Source organism: Parapedobacter flavus (assembly GCF_035818675.1).
Lineage (GTDB): Bacteria > Bacteroidota > Bacteroidia > Sphingobacteriales > Sphingobacteriaceae > Parapedobacter > Parapedobacter flavus.
This window is the reverse complement of the sequence record NZ_JAYKZZ010000016.1, coordinates 17,644-34,681: the sequence shown is the minus strand read 5'-3', so window position 1 is coordinate 34,681 and position 17,038 is coordinate 17,644. Positions and strand designations below refer to the sequence as shown.

Annotated in this window: 15 protein-coding genes; 8 read left to right on the top strand and 7 right to left on the bottom strand. The window is 49.8% G+C overall.

The window, feature by feature from the left end:
* The 6 genes from U9S71_RS13445 to U9S71_RS13420 all read left to right on the top strand — a co-directional run bounded on the left by U9S71_RS13445 (position 1) and on the right by U9S71_RS13420 (position 5,286).
* On the top strand, positions 1–1,410 hold the full coding sequence (locus U9S71_RS13445) for an anthranilate synthase component I family protein (protein ID WP_326328027.1): 1,410 nt from the start codon (positions 1–3) through the stop codon (positions 1,408–1,410).
* An 11-nt stretch (positions 1,411–1,421) separates the two neighbouring features.
* Positions 1,422–2,027 carry an anthranilate synthase component II gene (locus U9S71_RS13440; protein WP_326328026.1) on the top strand — a complete coding sequence of 202 codons (606 nt, stop codon included), beginning with the start codon at positions 1,422–1,424 and terminating at the stop codon, positions 2,025–2,027.
* A 35-nt stretch (positions 2,028–2,062) separates the two neighbouring features.
* Positions 2,063–2,845: an indole-3-glycerol phosphate synthase TrpC gene (gene trpC, locus U9S71_RS13435; protein ID WP_326328025.1), complete on the top strand. Its 783-nt coding sequence runs from the start codon at positions 2,063–2,065 to the stop codon at positions 2,843–2,845.
* A 152-nt stretch (positions 2,846–2,997) separates the two neighbouring features.
* Positions 2,998–3,339, top strand: coding sequence for a single-stranded DNA-binding protein (locus U9S71_RS13430; RefSeq protein WP_326328024.1), 342 nt, complete (start codon positions 2,998–3,000; stop codon positions 3,337–3,339).
* 118 nt (positions 3,340–3,457) lie between these two features.
* Positions 3,458–4,555, top strand: coding sequence for a glycine cleavage system aminomethyltransferase GcvT (gcvT, locus tag U9S71_RS13425; protein ID WP_326328023.1), 1,098 nt, complete (start codon positions 3,458–3,460; stop codon positions 4,553–4,555).
* Positions 4,552–5,286, top strand: coding sequence for a 2-phosphosulfolactate phosphatase (locus U9S71_RS13420; protein ID WP_326328022.1), 735 nt, complete (start codon positions 4,552–4,554; stop codon positions 5,284–5,286). The genes gcvT and U9S71_RS13420 overlap by 4 nt, the downstream gene beginning before the upstream one ends.
* 2 nt (positions 5,287–5,288) lie before the next feature.
* Here U9S71_RS13420 and U9S71_RS13415 read toward each other — a convergent pair whose 3' ends face one another.
* Positions 5,289–5,489, bottom strand: a complete 201-nt coding sequence (locus tag U9S71_RS13415; protein WP_326328021.1) for a DUF6358 family protein — start codon at positions 5,487–5,489, stop codon at positions 5,289–5,291.
* Between the two features lie 21 nt (positions 5,490–5,510).
* On the bottom strand, positions 5,511–5,825 hold the full coding sequence (locus U9S71_RS13410) for a rhodanese-like domain-containing protein (RefSeq protein ID WP_326328020.1): 315 nt from the start codon (positions 5,823–5,825) through the stop codon (positions 5,511–5,513).
* A 103-nt stretch (positions 5,826–5,928) separates the two neighbouring features.
* Between U9S71_RS13410 and U9S71_RS13405 the strand changes: the two genes are divergently transcribed.
* The gene (locus U9S71_RS13405) at positions 5,929–7,236 is read left to right on the top strand and encodes a M20/M25/M40 family metallo-hydrolase (RefSeq protein ID WP_326328019.1); all 1,308 of its coding nucleotides are present in this window, start codon (positions 5,929–5,931) and stop codon (positions 7,234–7,236) included.
* A 127-nt stretch (positions 7,237–7,363) separates the two neighbouring features.
* Entirely contained in the window at positions 7,364–9,562 is a 2,199-nt protein-coding gene (locus tag U9S71_RS13400) for a bifunctional alpha,alpha-trehalose-phosphate synthase (UDP-forming)/trehalose-phosphatase (protein WP_326328018.1), read from the top strand.
* On the opposite strand, the gene U9S71_RS13395 is transcribed toward U9S71_RS13400, so the two are convergent.
* The 5 genes from U9S71_RS13395 to secA all read right to left on the bottom strand — a co-directional run bounded on the left by U9S71_RS13395 (position 9,552) and on the right by secA (position 16,912).
* Positions 9,552–11,339: a glycoside hydrolase family 15 protein gene (locus tag U9S71_RS13395; protein WP_326328017.1), complete on the bottom strand. Its 1,788-nt coding sequence runs from the start codon at positions 11,337–11,339 to the stop codon at positions 9,552–9,554. The genes U9S71_RS13400 and U9S71_RS13395 overlap by 11 nt on opposite strands.
* Before the next feature lie 105 nt (positions 11,340–11,444).
* Positions 11,445–11,891, bottom strand: coding sequence for a GNAT family N-acetyltransferase (locus U9S71_RS13390; protein ID WP_326328016.1), 447 nt, complete (start codon positions 11,889–11,891; stop codon positions 11,445–11,447).
* 72 nt (positions 11,892–11,963) lie between these two features.
* The gene (locus tag U9S71_RS13385; RefSeq protein WP_326328015.1) at positions 11,964–13,148 is read right to left on the bottom strand and encodes a M20 metallopeptidase family protein; all 1,185 of its coding nucleotides are present in this window, start codon (positions 13,146–13,148) and stop codon (positions 11,964–11,966) included.
* 13 nt (positions 13,149–13,161) lie between these two features.
* Entirely contained in the window at positions 13,162–13,608 is a 447-nt protein-coding gene (locus U9S71_RS13380) for an SPOR domain-containing protein (protein WP_326328014.1), read from the bottom strand.
* 13 nt (positions 13,609–13,621) lie between these two features.
* The gene (gene secA, locus U9S71_RS13375; protein ID WP_326328013.1) at positions 13,622–16,912 is read right to left on the bottom strand and encodes a preprotein translocase subunit SecA; all 3,291 of its coding nucleotides are present in this window, start codon (positions 16,910–16,912) and stop codon (positions 13,622–13,624) included.
* Positions 16,913–17,038 lie beyond the last annotated feature (126 nt).

Here is a 17,038-nt window from a genome sequence, read left to right as displayed (position 1 = left end):
ATGGCATACCGATTTAAAACGGCTTACGAACAGTTACTTGCCGATACGACTACGCCGGTGAGTACGTACTTGCGGCTTCGCGACGTGTTTCCAAACAGCCTGCTGCTGGAAAGCTCTGATTACCACAGTCGTGAAAACAACATGAGCTACATCTGCTGCCAGCCCATCGCAGGCATTCGGCTGGATGGCGAAACGCTAGAAATCCAGTATCCTGGGCTTCCCGCAACACGGAAACAGGCAACAGAAATCAACCTCCGTGAAGAGGTATCGACTTTTAGAGGTGCGTTTGCCGACAATGGTGGAAATGAATTCAACTTCATTTCCAATGGTCTTTTCGGCTTCTTCACATTTGATACGGTAACCCATTTCGAAGATATCCGGTTGGAAACACCGTCGGACCCCCAGCGCGATATACCTTTTATGCAATACCATATCTATCGCTTTGTCATCGCAATAGATCATTTCCGCAACCAGCTTTTTATTTTCGAACATCAGCTGGAAGATGATGAAAGCCCATCAGGCCTTGAAAAGATTCAGAACCTGATCCAAAACAAAAACTTCCCGGAATATAATTTCTCGCTCAATGGTGACGAAGCATCGAACATGGGCGATGCGGATTTCAAAACCTTGGTGGAAAAGATGAAGACCCATATTTTCCGCGGCGATGTTTTCCAGATCGTACCATCGCGCGGGTTCTCCCGCCCGTTTTTGGGCGATGAATTCAACGTATACCGCACACTGCGCTCCATCAATCCGTCGCCGTACCTGTTTTATTTCGATTACGGCGACTTTAAGCTTTTCGGCTCGTCGCCCGAGGCACAGCTGACCATCCGCAACCGCGAAGCGACCATTTACCCGATAGCAGGCACCTTCAAGCGAAGCGGAAACCAAGAGCAAGATGAAAAAATAGCGGAAGCATTAAAAGAAGACCCGAAAGAAAGTGCAGAACACGTAATGCTCGTAGATTTAGCGCGCAACGACCTTAGCCGGCATTGTGAAAACGTACACGTAAAAACCTACAAAGAAGCGCAATATTACTCCCACATCATCCACCTGGTATCGAAAGTTTGCGGTGCGCTACGCGAAGGGGTGAATTCGTTTGATGTGGTGGGCGATACCTTTCCGGCAGGTACGCTCAGTGGTGCGCCCAAGCATATGGCCATGCAACTCATCGATCGGTATGAAAACCAGCAGCGGAGCTTCTATAGCGGAGCCATCGGTTACATGGGGTTCAATGATGATTTCAACCACGCCATCATGATCCGCTCGTTCCTCAGCCGGAACAATACCTTGCATTACCAGGCGGGGGCTGGCATTGTGGCCGATTCAGACCCCGAAAAAGAACTTCAGGAAGTAAACAACAAAATTGCCGCATTGCGCAAAGCAATGGAATTGGCACAGGATATTTGATAGTTAAAAAAATGGACAGCGCTCAAAAGCAATCACCGCGGATACTGGTGATCGACAATTATGATTCATTCACGTTCAATCTAGTACACCTGCTGCACGAGTGTGGGCACGACGCCACTGTATGGCGCAACGACAAATTTGCCTTGGAAGACGTGGATGGATTCGACAAAATCCTGCTGTCGCCGGGCCCCGGTATACCCACGGAGGCCGGCCTGCTCTTGGATGTCATCCGCCGATACGGCGCAACGAAAAGCATCCTCGGCATCTGCCTAGGGCAACAGGCCATAGCAGAGGTGTATGGAGGTACCCTCTACAACCTAAGCAAACCCGTGCACGGCACGGCCACCCCCCTCCTTATCACGATGGACGACGAACCGATATTTACAGACTTACCACAGTCTTTTCTCGTAGGCCGGTACCACTCGTGGGCCGTTGCACACGAAGGATTTCCTGATGTGCTGCGCATCACCGCCGAAGATGAACAAGGCGTGATCATGGCGCTAGCACATAAAACACTCGACGTCAAAGGGCTGCAGTTTCACCCCGAATCGGTGCTTACGCAACATGGCAAAGCGATGATTGCGAACTGGTTGGCTCCCATCACGGAATATGCGTAACCGATTGTCGGCCACTCATCACAAAACACTGAAGAATGACCATTTTAGATAAAATAATCGCCAAGAAAACGGTTGAGGTAGAACAAGCAAAAGCCGCTGTTCCCTTTACCGAATTGGAGCAAAAGCCGCTCTTTACACGTTCGTGCCTCTCGCTACGCAACGCCGTACATGATCCGACGAAGAATGGCATCATTGCCGAGTATAAGCGGGCATCCCCCTCAAAAGGAGTAATAAATGACCAGGCACCGGTCGCTACCGTGGTAGGCGGCTACCAGGATGCAGGTGTGTCTGCCGTATCCGTATTAACAGACCATCCCTTTTTTAAAGGTAGCCTCGATGACCTGATTGTTGCCCGTACCACATTAACGATACCCTTGCTCCGTAAGGAGTTTATCATAGACGAGTACCAAGTTGTGGAAGCCAAGGCCCATGGTGCGGATATCATCCTGCTGATTGCGGCTGTATTGGATACCGGGCGAATCAAAGCCCTATCGGAAGCTGCAAAATCCATGGGGCTGAACGTGCTGCTGGAGGTGCACAACCGCGGGGAATTGGAGCGTAGCATGATGGATAGCGTAGATGCCATCGGTGTAAATAACCGTAACCTGAACGACTTCTCGGTGTCAATCGACCATTCGTTGGAATTGGTGGATTTAATCCCCGAAAGGTTCATCAAGATTTCTGAAAGTGGAATCAGTAACCCAGACACCATCCGCCAGCTGCGCAGTGTCGGATTTGAAGGCTTTCTCATCGGCGAGAACTTCATGAGGACCGCCGATCCTATAGAAGCTGTTAAAAAGTTCACTGAAAAAATCTAAACCCGCTCTACAGCCGATTATAAACGGATATATTCGGATATATCCGTTTATCATACGGCTATTCCTCTCCGAAGCCCCACCTTTGTTTTGTCGATGGCTCAGTAATGCCGTCGGTCGTTAATCGATTGTTTCACTAATTAATTTAAAGCATCATGGCTTCATTAAAAAACAGCGTTAGGCTCACCGGGTTTTTAGGCAAAAACCCCGAAATGAAAACACTCAACGATAACACGAGTCTCGCCCGGGTATCGTTAGCCACTAACGAAAGGTACCGCAACGAGCAAGGCGAATGGGCGACCAACACGCAATGGCATCACCTTGTATTCTGGGGGCGTCAAGCAACGTTTGCCGAAAAAGCATTGACCAAGGGGTCAGAAATTGCTGTTGAAGGCAAGTTGGTAAACCGGCAGTATGTCGATAATAATGGCGTAACCCGCTATGCTACCGAAGTAAACGTAAAAGAGGTGTTGCAGCTCAACCGCAAACCGGAGTAACATCCTTTGTATGGGGTACGCAAAACTGGCTTTGCGTACCCTTTCGTGTACTTTGTCGTGAAATTGACTTTTACACGCTTTTTTCCTTAGCTTTGCGGCAAAAGTTAATGCTGGTTCTATGGCAAATAACACCGCTCTTACTGATGTACATATCGCCTTGGGTGCTAAAATGGTTCCCTTCGCAGGCTTTAATATGCCGGTCCAATATTCCGGCATCAATGATGAGCACGAAACGGTCCGCAAGAGCGTCGGAGTATTCGACGTGAGTCACATGGGCGAATTTATCCTGAAGGGGGAGGGTGCGCTCGACCTTATCCAGAAAATCAGCGCTAACGATGCTTCCAAATTAAAGGATGGAAAGGTTCAATACGCTTATATGCCCAACGAAACGGGTGGGGTGGTCGACGACTTCTTGATTTACCGGATCGATGAAAAAACCTATTTCCTGGTTGTTAATGCTTCAAACATCCAAAAGGACTGGGATTGGATTGCTAAATACAATACCGGCGGTGTCACGATGAAAGACATTTCTGACGAGACCTCCCTGTTTGCCGTACAGGGTCCCAAATCAGCAGATGTGCTGGACAACCTCACCAACATGGACCTAGCAACCATGAGCTATTATACCTTTGCCAAAGGCACTTTCGCGGGAGTCGACAACGTACTCGTATCTGCCACCGGCTATACAGGAGCTGGCGGGTTTGAGGTTTACGTGGCCAACAAAGATGCAAAAAAGGTTTGGGACGCCATCTTTGAAGCAGGCGCACCATATGGTATCAAGCCCATCGGCTTAGGAGCGCGCGATACCCTACGGCTGGAAATGGGTTTCTGTCTCTATGGCAACGACATCGACGATAACACATCGCCATTGGAGGCAGGGCTGGGATGGGTAACCAAGTTTACGAAAGACTTCGTCAATGCCGATGGCTTAAAAAAACAGAAGGAAGCTGGGTTGAAAAACAAGCTTGTGGGCTTTGAGATGATTGATCGTGGGATACCTCGGCAGGGATACGACATCGTGGACGGAAACGGCGGCATTATCGGCCGCGTCACCTCGGGGACGCAGTCGCCAACATTAAAGAAGTCCATCGGATTAGGCTATGTGACGGTAGACTATGCCAAAGAAGGAACTGAACTATACATTGCCATACGCAACAACGCGGTGAAAGCGGTAGTGGTAAAACCCCCATTTGTAAAGAGTAACGACAACGGATGACTTTAAAAAGTGTGAACGTATGCCTAAGCCCCGCATTATTGCCGTTTTGTGAACTGAATAACACAACAGCCGTAGTAATCGATATCTTCAGGGCCTCGTCTTCCATGTGTTACGGGCTAGCTAGTGGCGCACGTGCCATCATCCCCGTTGCCGAAATAGATGAATGCTTAGCCTATAAAGAAAAAGGGTACCTGCTGGCAGCCGAGCGCGATGGTGCGGTAGTAGAGGGATTTGATTTCGGCAACTCGCCGTTTTCGTATACGCCGGAAAAAGTAGTGGGAAAAACTGTGGTATTGACCACCACGAACGGAACCAGGGCCATCCAACAGTGCAAAAAGGCAAAAACGGTAGTGATGGGGTCTTTCCTGAATATCAGTGCACTTACCCGGTGGCTGAAAAACCAGGAGGGCCACGTGTTATTGGTCTGTTCGGGTTGGAAAAACCACATGTGCTTGGAAGATACCGTCTTTGCTGGGGCCGTGGTCAATCGGCTTGCAACAGATGGGATAACATTGGATGATGCCGCCTATGCTGCACAAAGCCTTTACCTCAGCGCTCTGCCCGACCTTGCTGCGTTCCTTGCAAAAGCATCACACAGCAAGCGCATGAAACACCTACATATTGAACAAGATATTGCCTTTTGTCTGCAAGAAGACATGGTAACGGCCATACCCGTGATGAAAAATGGCGAGCTGGTGTGTTTACCCGAGCATTTGCCGGTAGCCCAATAGCGTTATTTATCCTTGGTAAAATGCTTAATCTGCTTTAGCAGGCGGTATTTCAAATATACTAGTATCAGGAAAATCGCTATGGTGATGGCTAATATCGGGTACTTCGAACCATTATCATCACTGTTATAGGCTGCGATTGCTGCTAGTGCCATCAGAATCAGCGCGATACTAAGCAAAACGTTATAAAGAAAATATTTCTTCATGGCAGGCAACGATCCTAACAATCAATACACATCCATATCCGGGTCGAACGCATCACGCCATGCCAATATTCCACCCTCCAGATTGTAAAGGTTGTCAAACCCCTCTCGCTCAAGCAGCATGATGGCTTGTGCGCTCCGCTTGCCGCTACGGCAGTGGATGATCACTGGCTTCTCGCGCGATACTTTGTCTTTTTCAAGGACCACTTCGGCCAACGGGATGTGCTCGCCGTTGATGTGGGATGTATCGTATTCGAATTCCTCCCGTACATCAATCAACTGAAAATCTTCATTCTTATCAATTTTCGACTTGAGTTCTTCAACCGTGATTTCTTTCATTATCTTATTCGTTTTGTACCCAAAGATAGCGCTTATCCATCAAATAGAAGCAGGAAAGTACGGAAAATTGTCTAAATTTGACTGTCTATAAAACAACTAAACAATGGTTAGACGGTTAGGCTTGGGTTTACTGGTGCTTTGTTTACTGGCGGGATGCGCCGGCCGCCGGCCATTACAGCGGGTGGTTGATACCAATGAGGTAAAAAGGATATTGCATACGCTTGCGGCAGACGATATGCAGGGGAGGGCAGCATTTACACCCGGCGCGGAACGGGCCGCCGATTTTATCGCCGCAGAGTTTACCAAAATCGGGCTGCAGCCCTTTACCGACGAGCCAAACTTCAGGCAGACATTCGAGGTTGTCAAAATTCACCCGACTACATGGACGGTGACTTTTGATGGGGTGGAGGTACCCGAGGACCGGATCATCGTATCAAGCAATAGGCCTGGGGTGAACTGGAACACCGATCCCAATGTTTCCCTGATCAGCATACAGGCGGGCGATGATTTCGCGCAACGCTTTAGGGAGGCCGCCACCGGTGAAAAAGATGCCATCGTGGTTATCGACACCAGCTTTGCCAACCTCTTTAACCGATACCGGGGCTTCTTGATGCGCGAACGCGTCACTCAGGAGCACAGCACGTCGCCCACGCCTTCCGTGGTGTACGTGTTGGCCAATAATCTCCCCATATCCTTCCGCGTGGCCTTCACTAATACCATCGAAAAGCAACCTTTGTTTAACGTGATCGGTATGCTACCGGGTACGTCCTTGCCGCACGAATACGTCATTTTCTCGGCGCATTACGACCATATCGGCATTCTTGATCCCGTAAACCAGGATTCGATTGCCAACGGGGCCGATGACGATGCTTCCGGTGTATCGGCTGTCATCAGCTTAGCCCATTACTATAAAAAGCGAAACGATAATGCGCGCACCCTGCTGTTCGTCACTTTCACAGCCGAGGAGATAGGGCTCGTCGGGTCGAAGTATTTCTCATCGCAGATCAGCCCCGAGGAAGTGGTGGCCATGATCAACATCGAGATGATCGGGAAAGACGCCCGATTCGGCCCTAACTCGCTGTATGTAACTGGCTATGACCAATCCAATTTGGCGGAGATTATGCAGCAGAATGTGGGGAAAACGGACTTTACTTTCCACCCCGACCCATACCCCACCCAAAACCTATTCTATCGGAGCGATAACGCTTCGCTAGCCGCCATGGGCGTGCCTGCCCATACGTTTGCTACCGTGCAGATAGACCAAGACCGCTATTATCATACGGTGGACGATGAGGTAGAGACCTTAGCTATCGAAAACATCGTATCGTCCATCCAAGCAATCGCCATAGGGCTAACGTCTATCATTGCCGGTGACGATACGCCTACGCGTATTCCGAAACTGGCGCAGTAAGTACCAAACTTTTGGTGGTTAATTTCGTTATCACTATATTGGTGAGCGGTTAAACCAAGCTAACGTGCTCGCTCTTGCTGTGCCTCCCCTTAACAAGGCCCGGACGAGCATACAAAGATCAAATACTGTGAGTAAAACCATTATTGTATCCAATCGGCTGCCCATAAAAATTACGGAAGATGGCAATGGCTATGCCCTGCACCCCAGTGAAGGAGGGTTGGCAACGGGCTTGGCTTCTATCCATGCGCTCGGTGAAAATACATGGGTGGGCTGGCCGGGCATCATACTCGAAGACGCCAAACAAAAGGCCTATTTTACAAAAGTACTGAAAGAAAAACGGTTAGCGCCCATCTTCTTAGACGACGACGAGATACGGGGCTTCTACGAAGGGTTTTCCAACGAAGTACTTTGGCCAATTTTCCACTACATGCCTAATTACGCCATCTACGAGCTGGAGAATTGGGAGACTTACGTGCGGGTGAATGAAAAATTCCGCGACCTTGTTCTAGAGGTAGCCGAGCCAAACGACACCATTTGGGTCCACGATTACCAGCTGTTGTTGCTGCCGGGCTTACTCCGAAGCGCGCTGCCAGATGCTTCCATCGGCTTTTTCCAACATATCCCATTCCCCTCACAAGAACTTTTCCGTCTCATCCCCTGGCGACGCGAACTGCTGGAAGGGATGTTAGGGGCAGACTTACTCGGTTTCCATACGTTTGATGATGTACGGCACTTTATCAGTTCAGCAACCCGGCTGGTCGGCACCAACAATAACTCCAACAAACTGGAGGAAGACGGACGTACCATCGTTGTGGAATCTTTCCCAATGGGTATCGACAGCAATCGGTTTTCCACACTGTCATCAGACAGCAAGGTGTTGAAGCGCGTTGCCGAACTGAAGTCGAATTTCAAAAACCAGAAAATCATCCTGTCTATCGACCGTCTGGATTACAGCAAAGGGATCTTGCAGCGGTTGGAAGCTTTTGACTTGTTCCTAGCGGAAAACCCCGACTTCCACAAGCAAGTGACGTTATATATGGTGGTCGTACCATCGCGAGACACCGTGCCCCAATACCGCGAACTCAAAGATCAAATAGACCGCTTAGTGGGTAATATCAATGCAGAATACGGTGTATATGACTGGTATCCGGTAGCTTATTTCTATCACGGCTATCCCGCAGAGGAAATAGCGGCACTATATAATGTGGCCGACGTCTGTTTAGTAACCCCCATGCGCGATGGGATGAACTTGGTAAGTAAAGAGTATGTTGCCAGCCGACATGACCATACCGGCGTACTTATTCTCAGTGAAATGGCCGGAGCTGCCAATGAGCTGATTGATGCACTGATTGTAAATCCAAATAATGTAAACGATATCCGCGACGCATTGCTGACGGCATTGCGCATGCCAGCTACTGAGGTAACCAAACGCATGAATGCCATGCGCCAAATCGTATTCAAATTTACCGTACAACATTGGGCAACTTTATTTATGAGTAGACTAGAAGAGATAAAGAAAGTACAATCGAACACGCGGGCCCGGTTGGTCGGCCCCGTCATTGAAGATCAAATCATTTCTGGCTATAGCGCGGCTGCCAGCAGGCTGTTATTGCTCGACTATGACGGCACTCTGGTGGGCTTCCAAGATGATATCGATAAAGCCTCGCCCGATGACGAGCTTTATCGGTTACTTGATATACTGGAGGCCGACATCAACAACCACTTGGTGATCATTAGCGGCCGAAAGCACAGTACACTGGAACAATGGTTCCAAAACAAACCCTATAGTCTCATTGCCGAGCACGGCGTTTGGACGAAAGAGCCGCATGCGGAATGGCACTTAAAAAGCGGCTTATCCAATACGTGGAAGGAAGAAGTCGGCGCCTTTATGGAATCATATGCGGACCGAACGCCGGGGGCGTTCGTAGAAGAGAAGAGCTTCTCCCTCGCATGGCACTACCGCAAGGTACAACGCGATTTAGGTGCCCTGCGCGCCCAAGAGCTAATTGAGGGCCTGCGCGATTATTCAGCGTCATACGGACTGCAATTGCTCGATGGCGATAAAGTGGTGGAGATACGGAGCGCCGAGGTGAATAAAGGGCGGGCAACACTGGACATCCTCCACGAAAATAGGTATGATTTCATCCTTTCCATCGGTGATGATCGCACGGACGAAGACACGTTCCACGCGTTACCCCGGGAGGCCTTCACCATCAAAGTAGGCACCGAAGTATCGGCCGCGAGGTTTTACCTGAAACACCGGCGGGAGGTGCGAATGCTGCTTCAGAAGCTGGCTGATATAGCTCCACCGACCACTAACCCATGAAAATCGGCTGATCCAATTTCATCGAAATGCGGTACGCCGCGTTCATAAGTCCTACATGGCTATACGCTTGGGGGAAATTGCCCCATTGGCTCCCGTCAGACTCATCTACATCTTCGCTGAATAACATCAGGTGGTTGGCATAGGTAAGCAGCTTTTCGAACGTTGCAATCGCCTCATCTACCCGACCCACGCAGGCCAGCGCCTCCACATGCCAAAACGCACAGATGAGAAATGTCGACTTAGGCTTACCGAAATCGTCCGAATGCAGGTAACGATAAAAAAGTCCCTCAGGGGTTTTTAGCTCGCTTTCGAGTGCCGAGAGGTGGTTGCGCGCCCGCTCGGATGCAGGGTCGAGGTAATGCATCATAATCAGCTGCAACGTGCTGGCATCAAGGTGCGGACTACCCATCGCGTTGGTATATACCTGTCGTTTGGCGTCATAGCACGATTCGATATAATGTGCTGCGCGCTTCATCAACGCATCGGCGCGACCGATCAATTGTTGGTCGCCGATGACCGTCCCGATTTTCCGCGCCGCCGAGCTCCCCGCCCATTGGAAAAGATTGGTGTAACAATGATGATTGGCAAAATTGCGAAACTCCCAGATACCGGCATCCTTTTCATCGATGGTTTTCTCGATCTTTTGCAGGATATAATCAACCCAGCGCCCCGCATCAGAGCGCTCTTTGAAAACGAAACGGTAGTCTGTATACAATGGCAACAAGGCAATCATTGCCTGCCCATATACATCGTTCTGGATATGTTCATAGGCTTGGTTACCAATCCGCACGGGTTTGTTGCCTTGGTACCCTTCCAATCCGTCCAGTATCCGCTCTGTCAGCTCAGACTGCCCATTTATTCCGTAAAGCGGTTGGAGCCTACCCGTATCCGCATGGGTAATATTAGTGATGTAATTTGCGTAAAGCTCCATCTCCTCGAACTGGCCGATGTGGTTTAACGCTGTGATGACGTAATAGCTGTCGCGCAGCCAACAGAAGCGATAGTCCCAATTGCGGCCGCTGCCCGGATATTCGGGCAAACCTGTGGTACCTGCCGCAATAATGGCACCCGTATCTTCGTATTGGTGAATTTTTAGTGTGAGGGCAGACCGGATCACCGCTTCTTGATAAAAAGCGGAAATGGTGGCATGTTTGATCCATGTGCGCCAATAATTCGTGGTTTCTCGAAGGAAATGTTCGACCGTGTGCTCCAGTGGTGCTTCGAGTGGTTGGCCATAGGTAAGAGCGAGGTACTTGGTTCCGCCCAATACAAAGCTTTCTTCTCCGAAAAAATGGCTTACGGGGACATTAGTGGTTAGCCGCATCTGCTCGATACCGTTATTGAAGTCGACGTGGTTACTACCCCTGAATTTGTTGAACGTCTGTGCGCCGTATGCACTCACCGGCTCGCAGACAATACGTACCCGCGGACGCCCAGCTAACGGTTCGATTTTTCTAACCAGCATGAGTGGCTTGAAATAACGCTCATATTGCCTGAAACGCGGAGCGAAATCGGTGATCCGGTAGGTGCCTTCCGCAGTCGTTATTTCCGTACGGAGCACATTGGTATTCTCGATATAATACTGTTTGCTCGTGAATTCACCCACAGGCTTTATGGAAAATTGGCCACCCTTGTTGGAATCCAACAACCCCCCGAAGACAAACGAACGGTCGAAAGAAGGCCAACATAACCAAGAAATGTTACTGTCTTTCTGAACGTGCGCTAAGTAACTGCAGTTTCCAATAACTCCACTATGATATACATGTCTATTTCCCATACGTGACGATTATTCGCATTTCAAAAAAGGAAATACGAGTTCGATGTGTCTCAAATTTAAGAAAACACAACGCAATAACGAGAAAACTTGGAACATTGTTTACCGCTAGTCCATTAATTTCTTCTGCATCACGTAATCGTTCAACATATAACCATGGTAAGGGATGTCTACCGTCTCGACCGTCACAAAACCTTGGCGACCGTAAAACGTTACCGCGGGATTATTCCGGTTCACATTTAACTCCAGATACGAGTAACCGGCGGCCAGTGCGGTTTGGGCAACATGGTTAATCAGAAGTTTCCCTGTACCCTGCCCTTGTTCAGATTGGCTTACATACAACTTTTCGATCCGCATAACCTTTGGATTACCGAGTTTGGGCTGAAAGCCAATGAACCCAACGGCAATATCATTCCGTACAGCTAGCGAGAAACGCTGCCCCGTTTCGAGCTGCTTCCACAGTGCCTGCGTGGAATAAATCAATTTGAGCATGAGACCGATCTGATCATGATCGATATAGTTCCGATAGGTTGGCCACCAGATGTCATGTGCCAACTGACGTATTATTTGAAAATCCGCTTCCGTTGCCGCGCGTAATGTCACATTATTCAGGGCCATGCAAGAAGGTTACGAACTGCCCAGTCGGCAAAGCGTAATGTACGCCATTAAGCCTGTGCTCAGCGCGAGTGCACTTTCGTCGATATCGAATGTCGGTGTATGTACAGCCGACGTGATACCTCTAGCCTCATTACCGGTGCCTAGCCGGTAGAAGCAGGCGTCAGCTACCTGAGAATAATAGGCGAAGTCTTCCGCAGCGAGCCAGAGATCGAGGTCGACCACATTTTCCTTACCCAGGAAATCCTCCGCGTATCCGCGAATTTCTGCAGTTAGTTTTTCTTCGTTAACCAAGAACGGATAGCCACTGCGCACTTCAAAATCACAAGACCCGCCCATACTTTCGGCAATACCCGTAGCCATTTTCACCATCCGTGCATGTGCTTCCTTCCGCCATTGCTCATCAAATGTACGGAATGTGCCCTCGAGGTATACCGTATCGGGGATTACATTGGTGGCACCATTGGCAATCACTTTGCCAAAAGACAGCACACTGGGCAATTTAGGGTCGGCAACACGGCTGACAATCTGTTGTAAAGCGGTGATAATATGTGCCGTGATGACTACCGGATCAATGTTCTGCTGAGGCTGGGCGCCATGCCCCCCTTTGCCTTTCACCGTTACATATAACTCGTCGGTGGAGGCCATGTATTTTCCAGGTCGAAAGCCTACTTTTCCCGCGGGGATCAGCGGCATTACATGCTGTCCGATGACCGCTTGCGGCACCGGATTTTGCAGTGCTCCGGCTTTAATCATGAGACTGGCCCCTCCCGGCAACCGCTCCTCGCCAGGTTGGAATATCAGTTTTACCGTCCCTCCGAAATCCGCTTTCAACGACTGAAGGATATGCGCAGTACCTAGCAGCGAGGCCGTATGTACGTCATGTCCACAGGCGTGCATCACACCACTATTTTGCGATCCATATTCGCGCCCGGCTACTTCGGTAATGGGTAGCGCATCCATGTCAGCGCGCAATGCCACCACCTTATCGGAAGATTGCTCACCATGGATGAGTGCTACCAACCCGGTATCGGCCATGGGTATATAGGAGATTCCGAGCTGATCCAACTGCGATTTTACAAACGCCGACGTTTCGTATTCTTGGAAAGAAAGCTCGGGGTTCCGGTGCAGGTGCCGGCGCCACCCCACAGCCTTTTCATGGATCTGGGCGGCTAAGGAATGGATTTTATCTTTCATCGCTGACCTTTCGCTATTGGTATACGTAAATTTCTTCGGTAAATACGAACACGTTGTTGAATTGCTTCCGAAGGCCCTGCATAAGATCTTGCGCTTCGCTTCTACTTCTGAAGTCACCTACCTTTACGCGGTAGTTGGGCTCCTCGTAACTCAAGTAGGTGTCGATGCCTTTGTACAGTTGTTTAAAACGAGCCTGCTCGGCATACGCTTCCGAGCGGTTCGATCCAGAATAAATCTGGACACGAAACCCCGTAGCCGTGGTACGAGTGGCTGTTTCCTTATCGACAGGCGGTCTGGTAGGAGAGGTCGCCGTTATATTGGTACCCTTCCGGCTCCGTTGCATCAAGCTGATCAACGGGTCGGCTACGACTTCCACTTTGCCCCGCTGCTGGGCGAAGCTGTCCATGCAGGAAAAACCAAGGAATAGGATAGTAAGTATAACGAAACCTCTTTTTTCCATAACCTTTACTGTATTATGCGCCGTGGCAGTTTTTATATTTTTTGCCACTGCCACAGGGGCAGGGGTCGTTCCGCCCTACTTTCTGTTCATTGCGAACGGGTTGGGTACGTTGCACCTCTCGGGTATCTTCCACCGGGGCACCGCCGCCGGCGCCCACAAGCTCGGGCTTAGATGTCTTCACCCGCGCCTCTTGCCGAGGTGCCGGCCTAGCCTCACGCACGTCCTGGGGCTGCTGTTGGGGAATTTCCCCTTTGAACAGAAAGCCAACAACATCTTTGTTCATTTCGATTAGCATATCGCGAAACAAGTTGAAGGCCTCCATTTTATAGATAATGATGGGGTCTTTTTGCTCGTACACCGCATTCTGGACAGATTGTTTCAACTCGTCCATATCCCGTAAGTGTTCTTTCCAAGCCTCATCGATTAATGCGAGGACTACGCCTTTTTCGAACGACTTGAACACTTCTTTGCCGCCCGATTCGACTGCCTTTTTCAGGTTGGTTGCCACTTGGATACCGCGAAGGCCATCGGAGAATGGAACCACGATGTTCTCAATTTGCTCGCCCCGCGTGGCAAACACGTCGGTCAGCACCGGTAGCGTTTGTTTCGCTATTTTTTCGGATTTCTCCCTATAATAGCCAATAACCTGCTCAAAAAGCTTTTCCGTAAGTGACACGATGCTGCTATCTGCAAATTCAGCCGCATCGATTCCAGGATCCAACGAGAAAATGCGGATTACCTCCAGTTGGAAGTCATCGTACGTTCCCGCCTCCTTGCTTGTTGTCACGGTGTCTTCCACCACATCGAAGATCGTGTTGTTCAGGTCTACATCCAGACGCTCGCCGAACAACGCATTTTTACGCTTGGCGTAGATAACACTCCGTTGGGAGTTCATCACATCATCATACTCGAGGAGACGCTTGCGTATACCGAAGTTGTTTTCTTCTACTTTCTTCTGCGCACGCTCTATGGATTTGGTAAGCATGCTATGTTGCATGACCTCGCCATCCTCTACACCCATCTTTACCATGATGTTGGAAATCCGTTCAGAGGCAAATAGCCGCATCAGCGGATCTTCAAGCGACACGAAGAACTGTGATGACCCGGGGTCACCCTGGCGGCCGGCACGGCCACGTAGCTGGCGGTCCACACGCCGAGACTCATGCCGCTCGGTACCGATGATGGCCAAACCACCGGCGTCCTTTACACCAAGGCCCAGCTTGATATCTGTACCACGGCCGGCCATATTGGTAGCAATCGTTACCATCCCCGGCTGGCCCGCTTCTGCAACGATATCGGCTTCACGTTGGTGCAGCTTGGCGTTCAACACGTTGTGTTTTACGCCACGCAACTTAAGCATCCGGCCGAGCAATTCGGAGATTTCCACCGAAGTGGTGCCTACCAACACGGGCCGTCCTTGTTGCGTTAGTTGGTGGATTTCTTCAGCCACCGCGTTGTATTTCTCGCGGGCGGTCCGATAAATCAAATCATGCCTGTCATCACGCTGGATATCGACATTGGTCGGTATTTCGACCACGTCTAACTTATAGATCTGCCAAAGCTCACCCGCCTCCGTAACAGCGGTACCGGTCATACCGGCGAGTTTGTGGTACATACGAAAATAGTTCTGCAAGGTAACCGTGGCATACGTCTGCGTCGCATCTTCGACTTTTACGTTTTCCTTGGCCTCAATGGCTTGGTGCAGTCCGTCTGAATAACGGCGACCATCCATAATCCGACCGGTTTGCTCGTCGACAATCTTCACCTTACCCTCGTCGATGATGTATTCATCGTCGCGCTCAAACAACGTGTAGGCCTTGAGAAGCTGATTGACCGAGTGGATACGTTCTGATTTGATGGCGAAGTCGCGCATCAATTCTTCTTTTTTAGACAGCTTCTCCTCGGGGCTGAGGTCCGATTTCTCAATCTCAGCAACATCGCTGCCTACATCGGGCATGATGAAGAAACCGGGGTCTTCGCCGGATGCGGTTATGAGTTCGATTCCCTTCTCGGTAAGCTCTACCTGATTGTTTTTTTCATCGATGACGAAATAAAGCTCGGCATCGGCCTTGGGCATGTTCTTGCTCTGCTCTTGCAGGTAATAGTTCTCCGTTTTCTGAAGCACCTGCCGATTATTGCCATCACTCAAGAACTTAATCAATGCCTTATTCTTCGGCAACCCGCGATGGGCCCGAAACAGAGCGAGGCCGCCGCTTTCGGCATCCGTGTCGCCCGAGGCAATGGCTTTCTTTGCCTCATTCAGCACACCGTGGATAAATGCTTTCTGGGTATTGACCAGCCGCTCAATACGCGGCTTAAGCTCATAAAACTCATGCTGGTCGCCCCGCGGTATCGGGCCGGAGATAATCAATGGTGTACGTGCATCGTCAATCAGCACCGAATCCACCTCATCGACCATGGCAAAATGCAATTTGCGTTGTACCAGTGCTTCGGGCGACTGCGCCATGTTATCACGCAGATAATCGAAACCGAATTCGTTATTTGTACCGAAAACGATATCTGCCAAGTATGCGTTGCGCCTCGCCGGCGAGTTAGGTTGGTGTTTATCGATACAATCCACACGCAAGCCGTGGAACTCAAATAACGGACCATTCCATTCGGCATCACGCCGTGCGAGATAATCGTTCACCGTTACGATGTGGACGCCTTGCCCAGATAGCGCGTTCAGATAGGCTGGCAAGGTGCCTACCAATGTTTTACCCTCACCAGTGGCCATCTCGGCTATCTTGCCCTCATGAAGGACGATACCACCGATCAACTGGACATCATAATGAACCATATTCCAGGTTACTTCCGTTCCCGCAGCTACCCATGTATTTTGCCATACGGCTTTGTCGCCTTCAATTTTGATGTGCGTTTTTGAGGCCGCAAGCTCCCGGTCGAAATCAGATGCGGTAACGGTTATTTCTGTGTTTTCAGTAAAGCGCCGTGCGGTTTCCTTAACGACGGCAAATGCCTCCGGAAGCAGTTGCATCAACACTTCTTCCAGCTGCCGGTCGCGATCCTTACCCAACTTGTCTACTTTGTCGTAGATAGCCGTTTTTTCCGTCATCTCGGTACCCTCTTGGTCGGCCTCAAGTTTCAGTGCGGCAATCTCCTTATCGGTATCGGCGAGAAAATCAGCGATACGCTGCTTAAAAACGGCTGTCTTTGCCCGCAATTCATCGTTGGTAAGGGGCGCCAGCTTTGGATATTCTTCCTTAATTTTTGCCACCAATGGCTGAATATGCTTGATATCCCGGTCTGACTTACTGCCGAATATTTTACTTAAGAATGTTAACATTTGTTATCGTTTATTACCTGACACACCTCATCGTCAATAATGGCACCAAAAACCATTTTCGGCCAATATGACATACTGGACAAAGTTAATCATTAGATTTTAGATTGTAGATGTTAGATTGTAGAT

What these genes read in the sequence shown, in the direction of transcription:
- U9S71_RS13445 (WP_326328027.1), top strand. Translation starts at nt 1, where the DNA reads ATGGCATACCGATTTAAAACGGCTTACGAACAGTTACTTGCCGATACG.
- U9S71_RS13440 (WP_326328026.1), top strand. Translation starts at nt 1,422, where the DNA reads ATGGACAGCGCTCAAAAGCAATCACCGCGGATACTGGTGATCGACAAT.
- trpC (WP_326328025.1), top strand. Translation starts at nt 2,063, where the DNA reads ATGACCATTTTAGATAAAATAATCGCCAAGAAAACGGTTGAGGTAGAA.
- U9S71_RS13430 (WP_326328024.1), top strand. Translation starts at nt 2,998, where the DNA reads ATGGCTTCATTAAAAAACAGCGTTAGGCTCACCGGGTTTTTAGGCAAA.
- gcvT (WP_326328023.1), top strand. Translation starts at nt 3,458, where the DNA reads ATGGCAAATAACACCGCTCTTACTGATGTACATATCGCCTTGGGTGCT.
- U9S71_RS13420 (WP_326328022.1), top strand. Translation starts at nt 4,552, where the DNA reads ATGACTTTAAAAAGTGTGAACGTATGCCTAAGCCCCGCATTATTGCCG.
- U9S71_RS13415 (WP_326328021.1), bottom strand. Translation starts at nt 5,489, where the DNA reads ATGAAGAAATATTTTCTTTATAACGTTTTGCTTAGTATCGCGCTGATT.
- U9S71_RS13410 (WP_326328020.1), bottom strand. Translation starts at nt 5,825, where the DNA reads ATGAAAGAAATCACGGTTGAAGAACTCAAGTCGAAAATTGATAAGAAT.
- U9S71_RS13405 (WP_326328019.1), top strand. Translation starts at nt 5,929, where the DNA reads ATGGTTAGACGGTTAGGCTTGGGTTTACTGGTGCTTTGTTTACTGGCG.
- U9S71_RS13395 (WP_326328017.1), bottom strand. Translation starts at nt 11,339, where the DNA reads ATGGGAAATAGACATGTATATCATAGTGGAGTTATTGGAAACTGCAGT.
- U9S71_RS13385 (WP_326328015.1), bottom strand. Translation starts at nt 13,148, where the DNA reads ATGAAAGATAAAATCCATTCCTTAGCCGCCCAGATCCATGAAAAGGCT.
- U9S71_RS13380 (WP_326328014.1), bottom strand. Translation starts at nt 13,608, where the DNA reads ATGGAAAAAAGAGGTTTCGTTATACTTACTATCCTATTCCTTGGTTTT.
- secA (WP_326328013.1), bottom strand. Translation starts at nt 16,912, where the DNA reads ATGTTAACATTCTTAAGTAAAATATTCGGCAGTAAGTCAGACCGGGAT.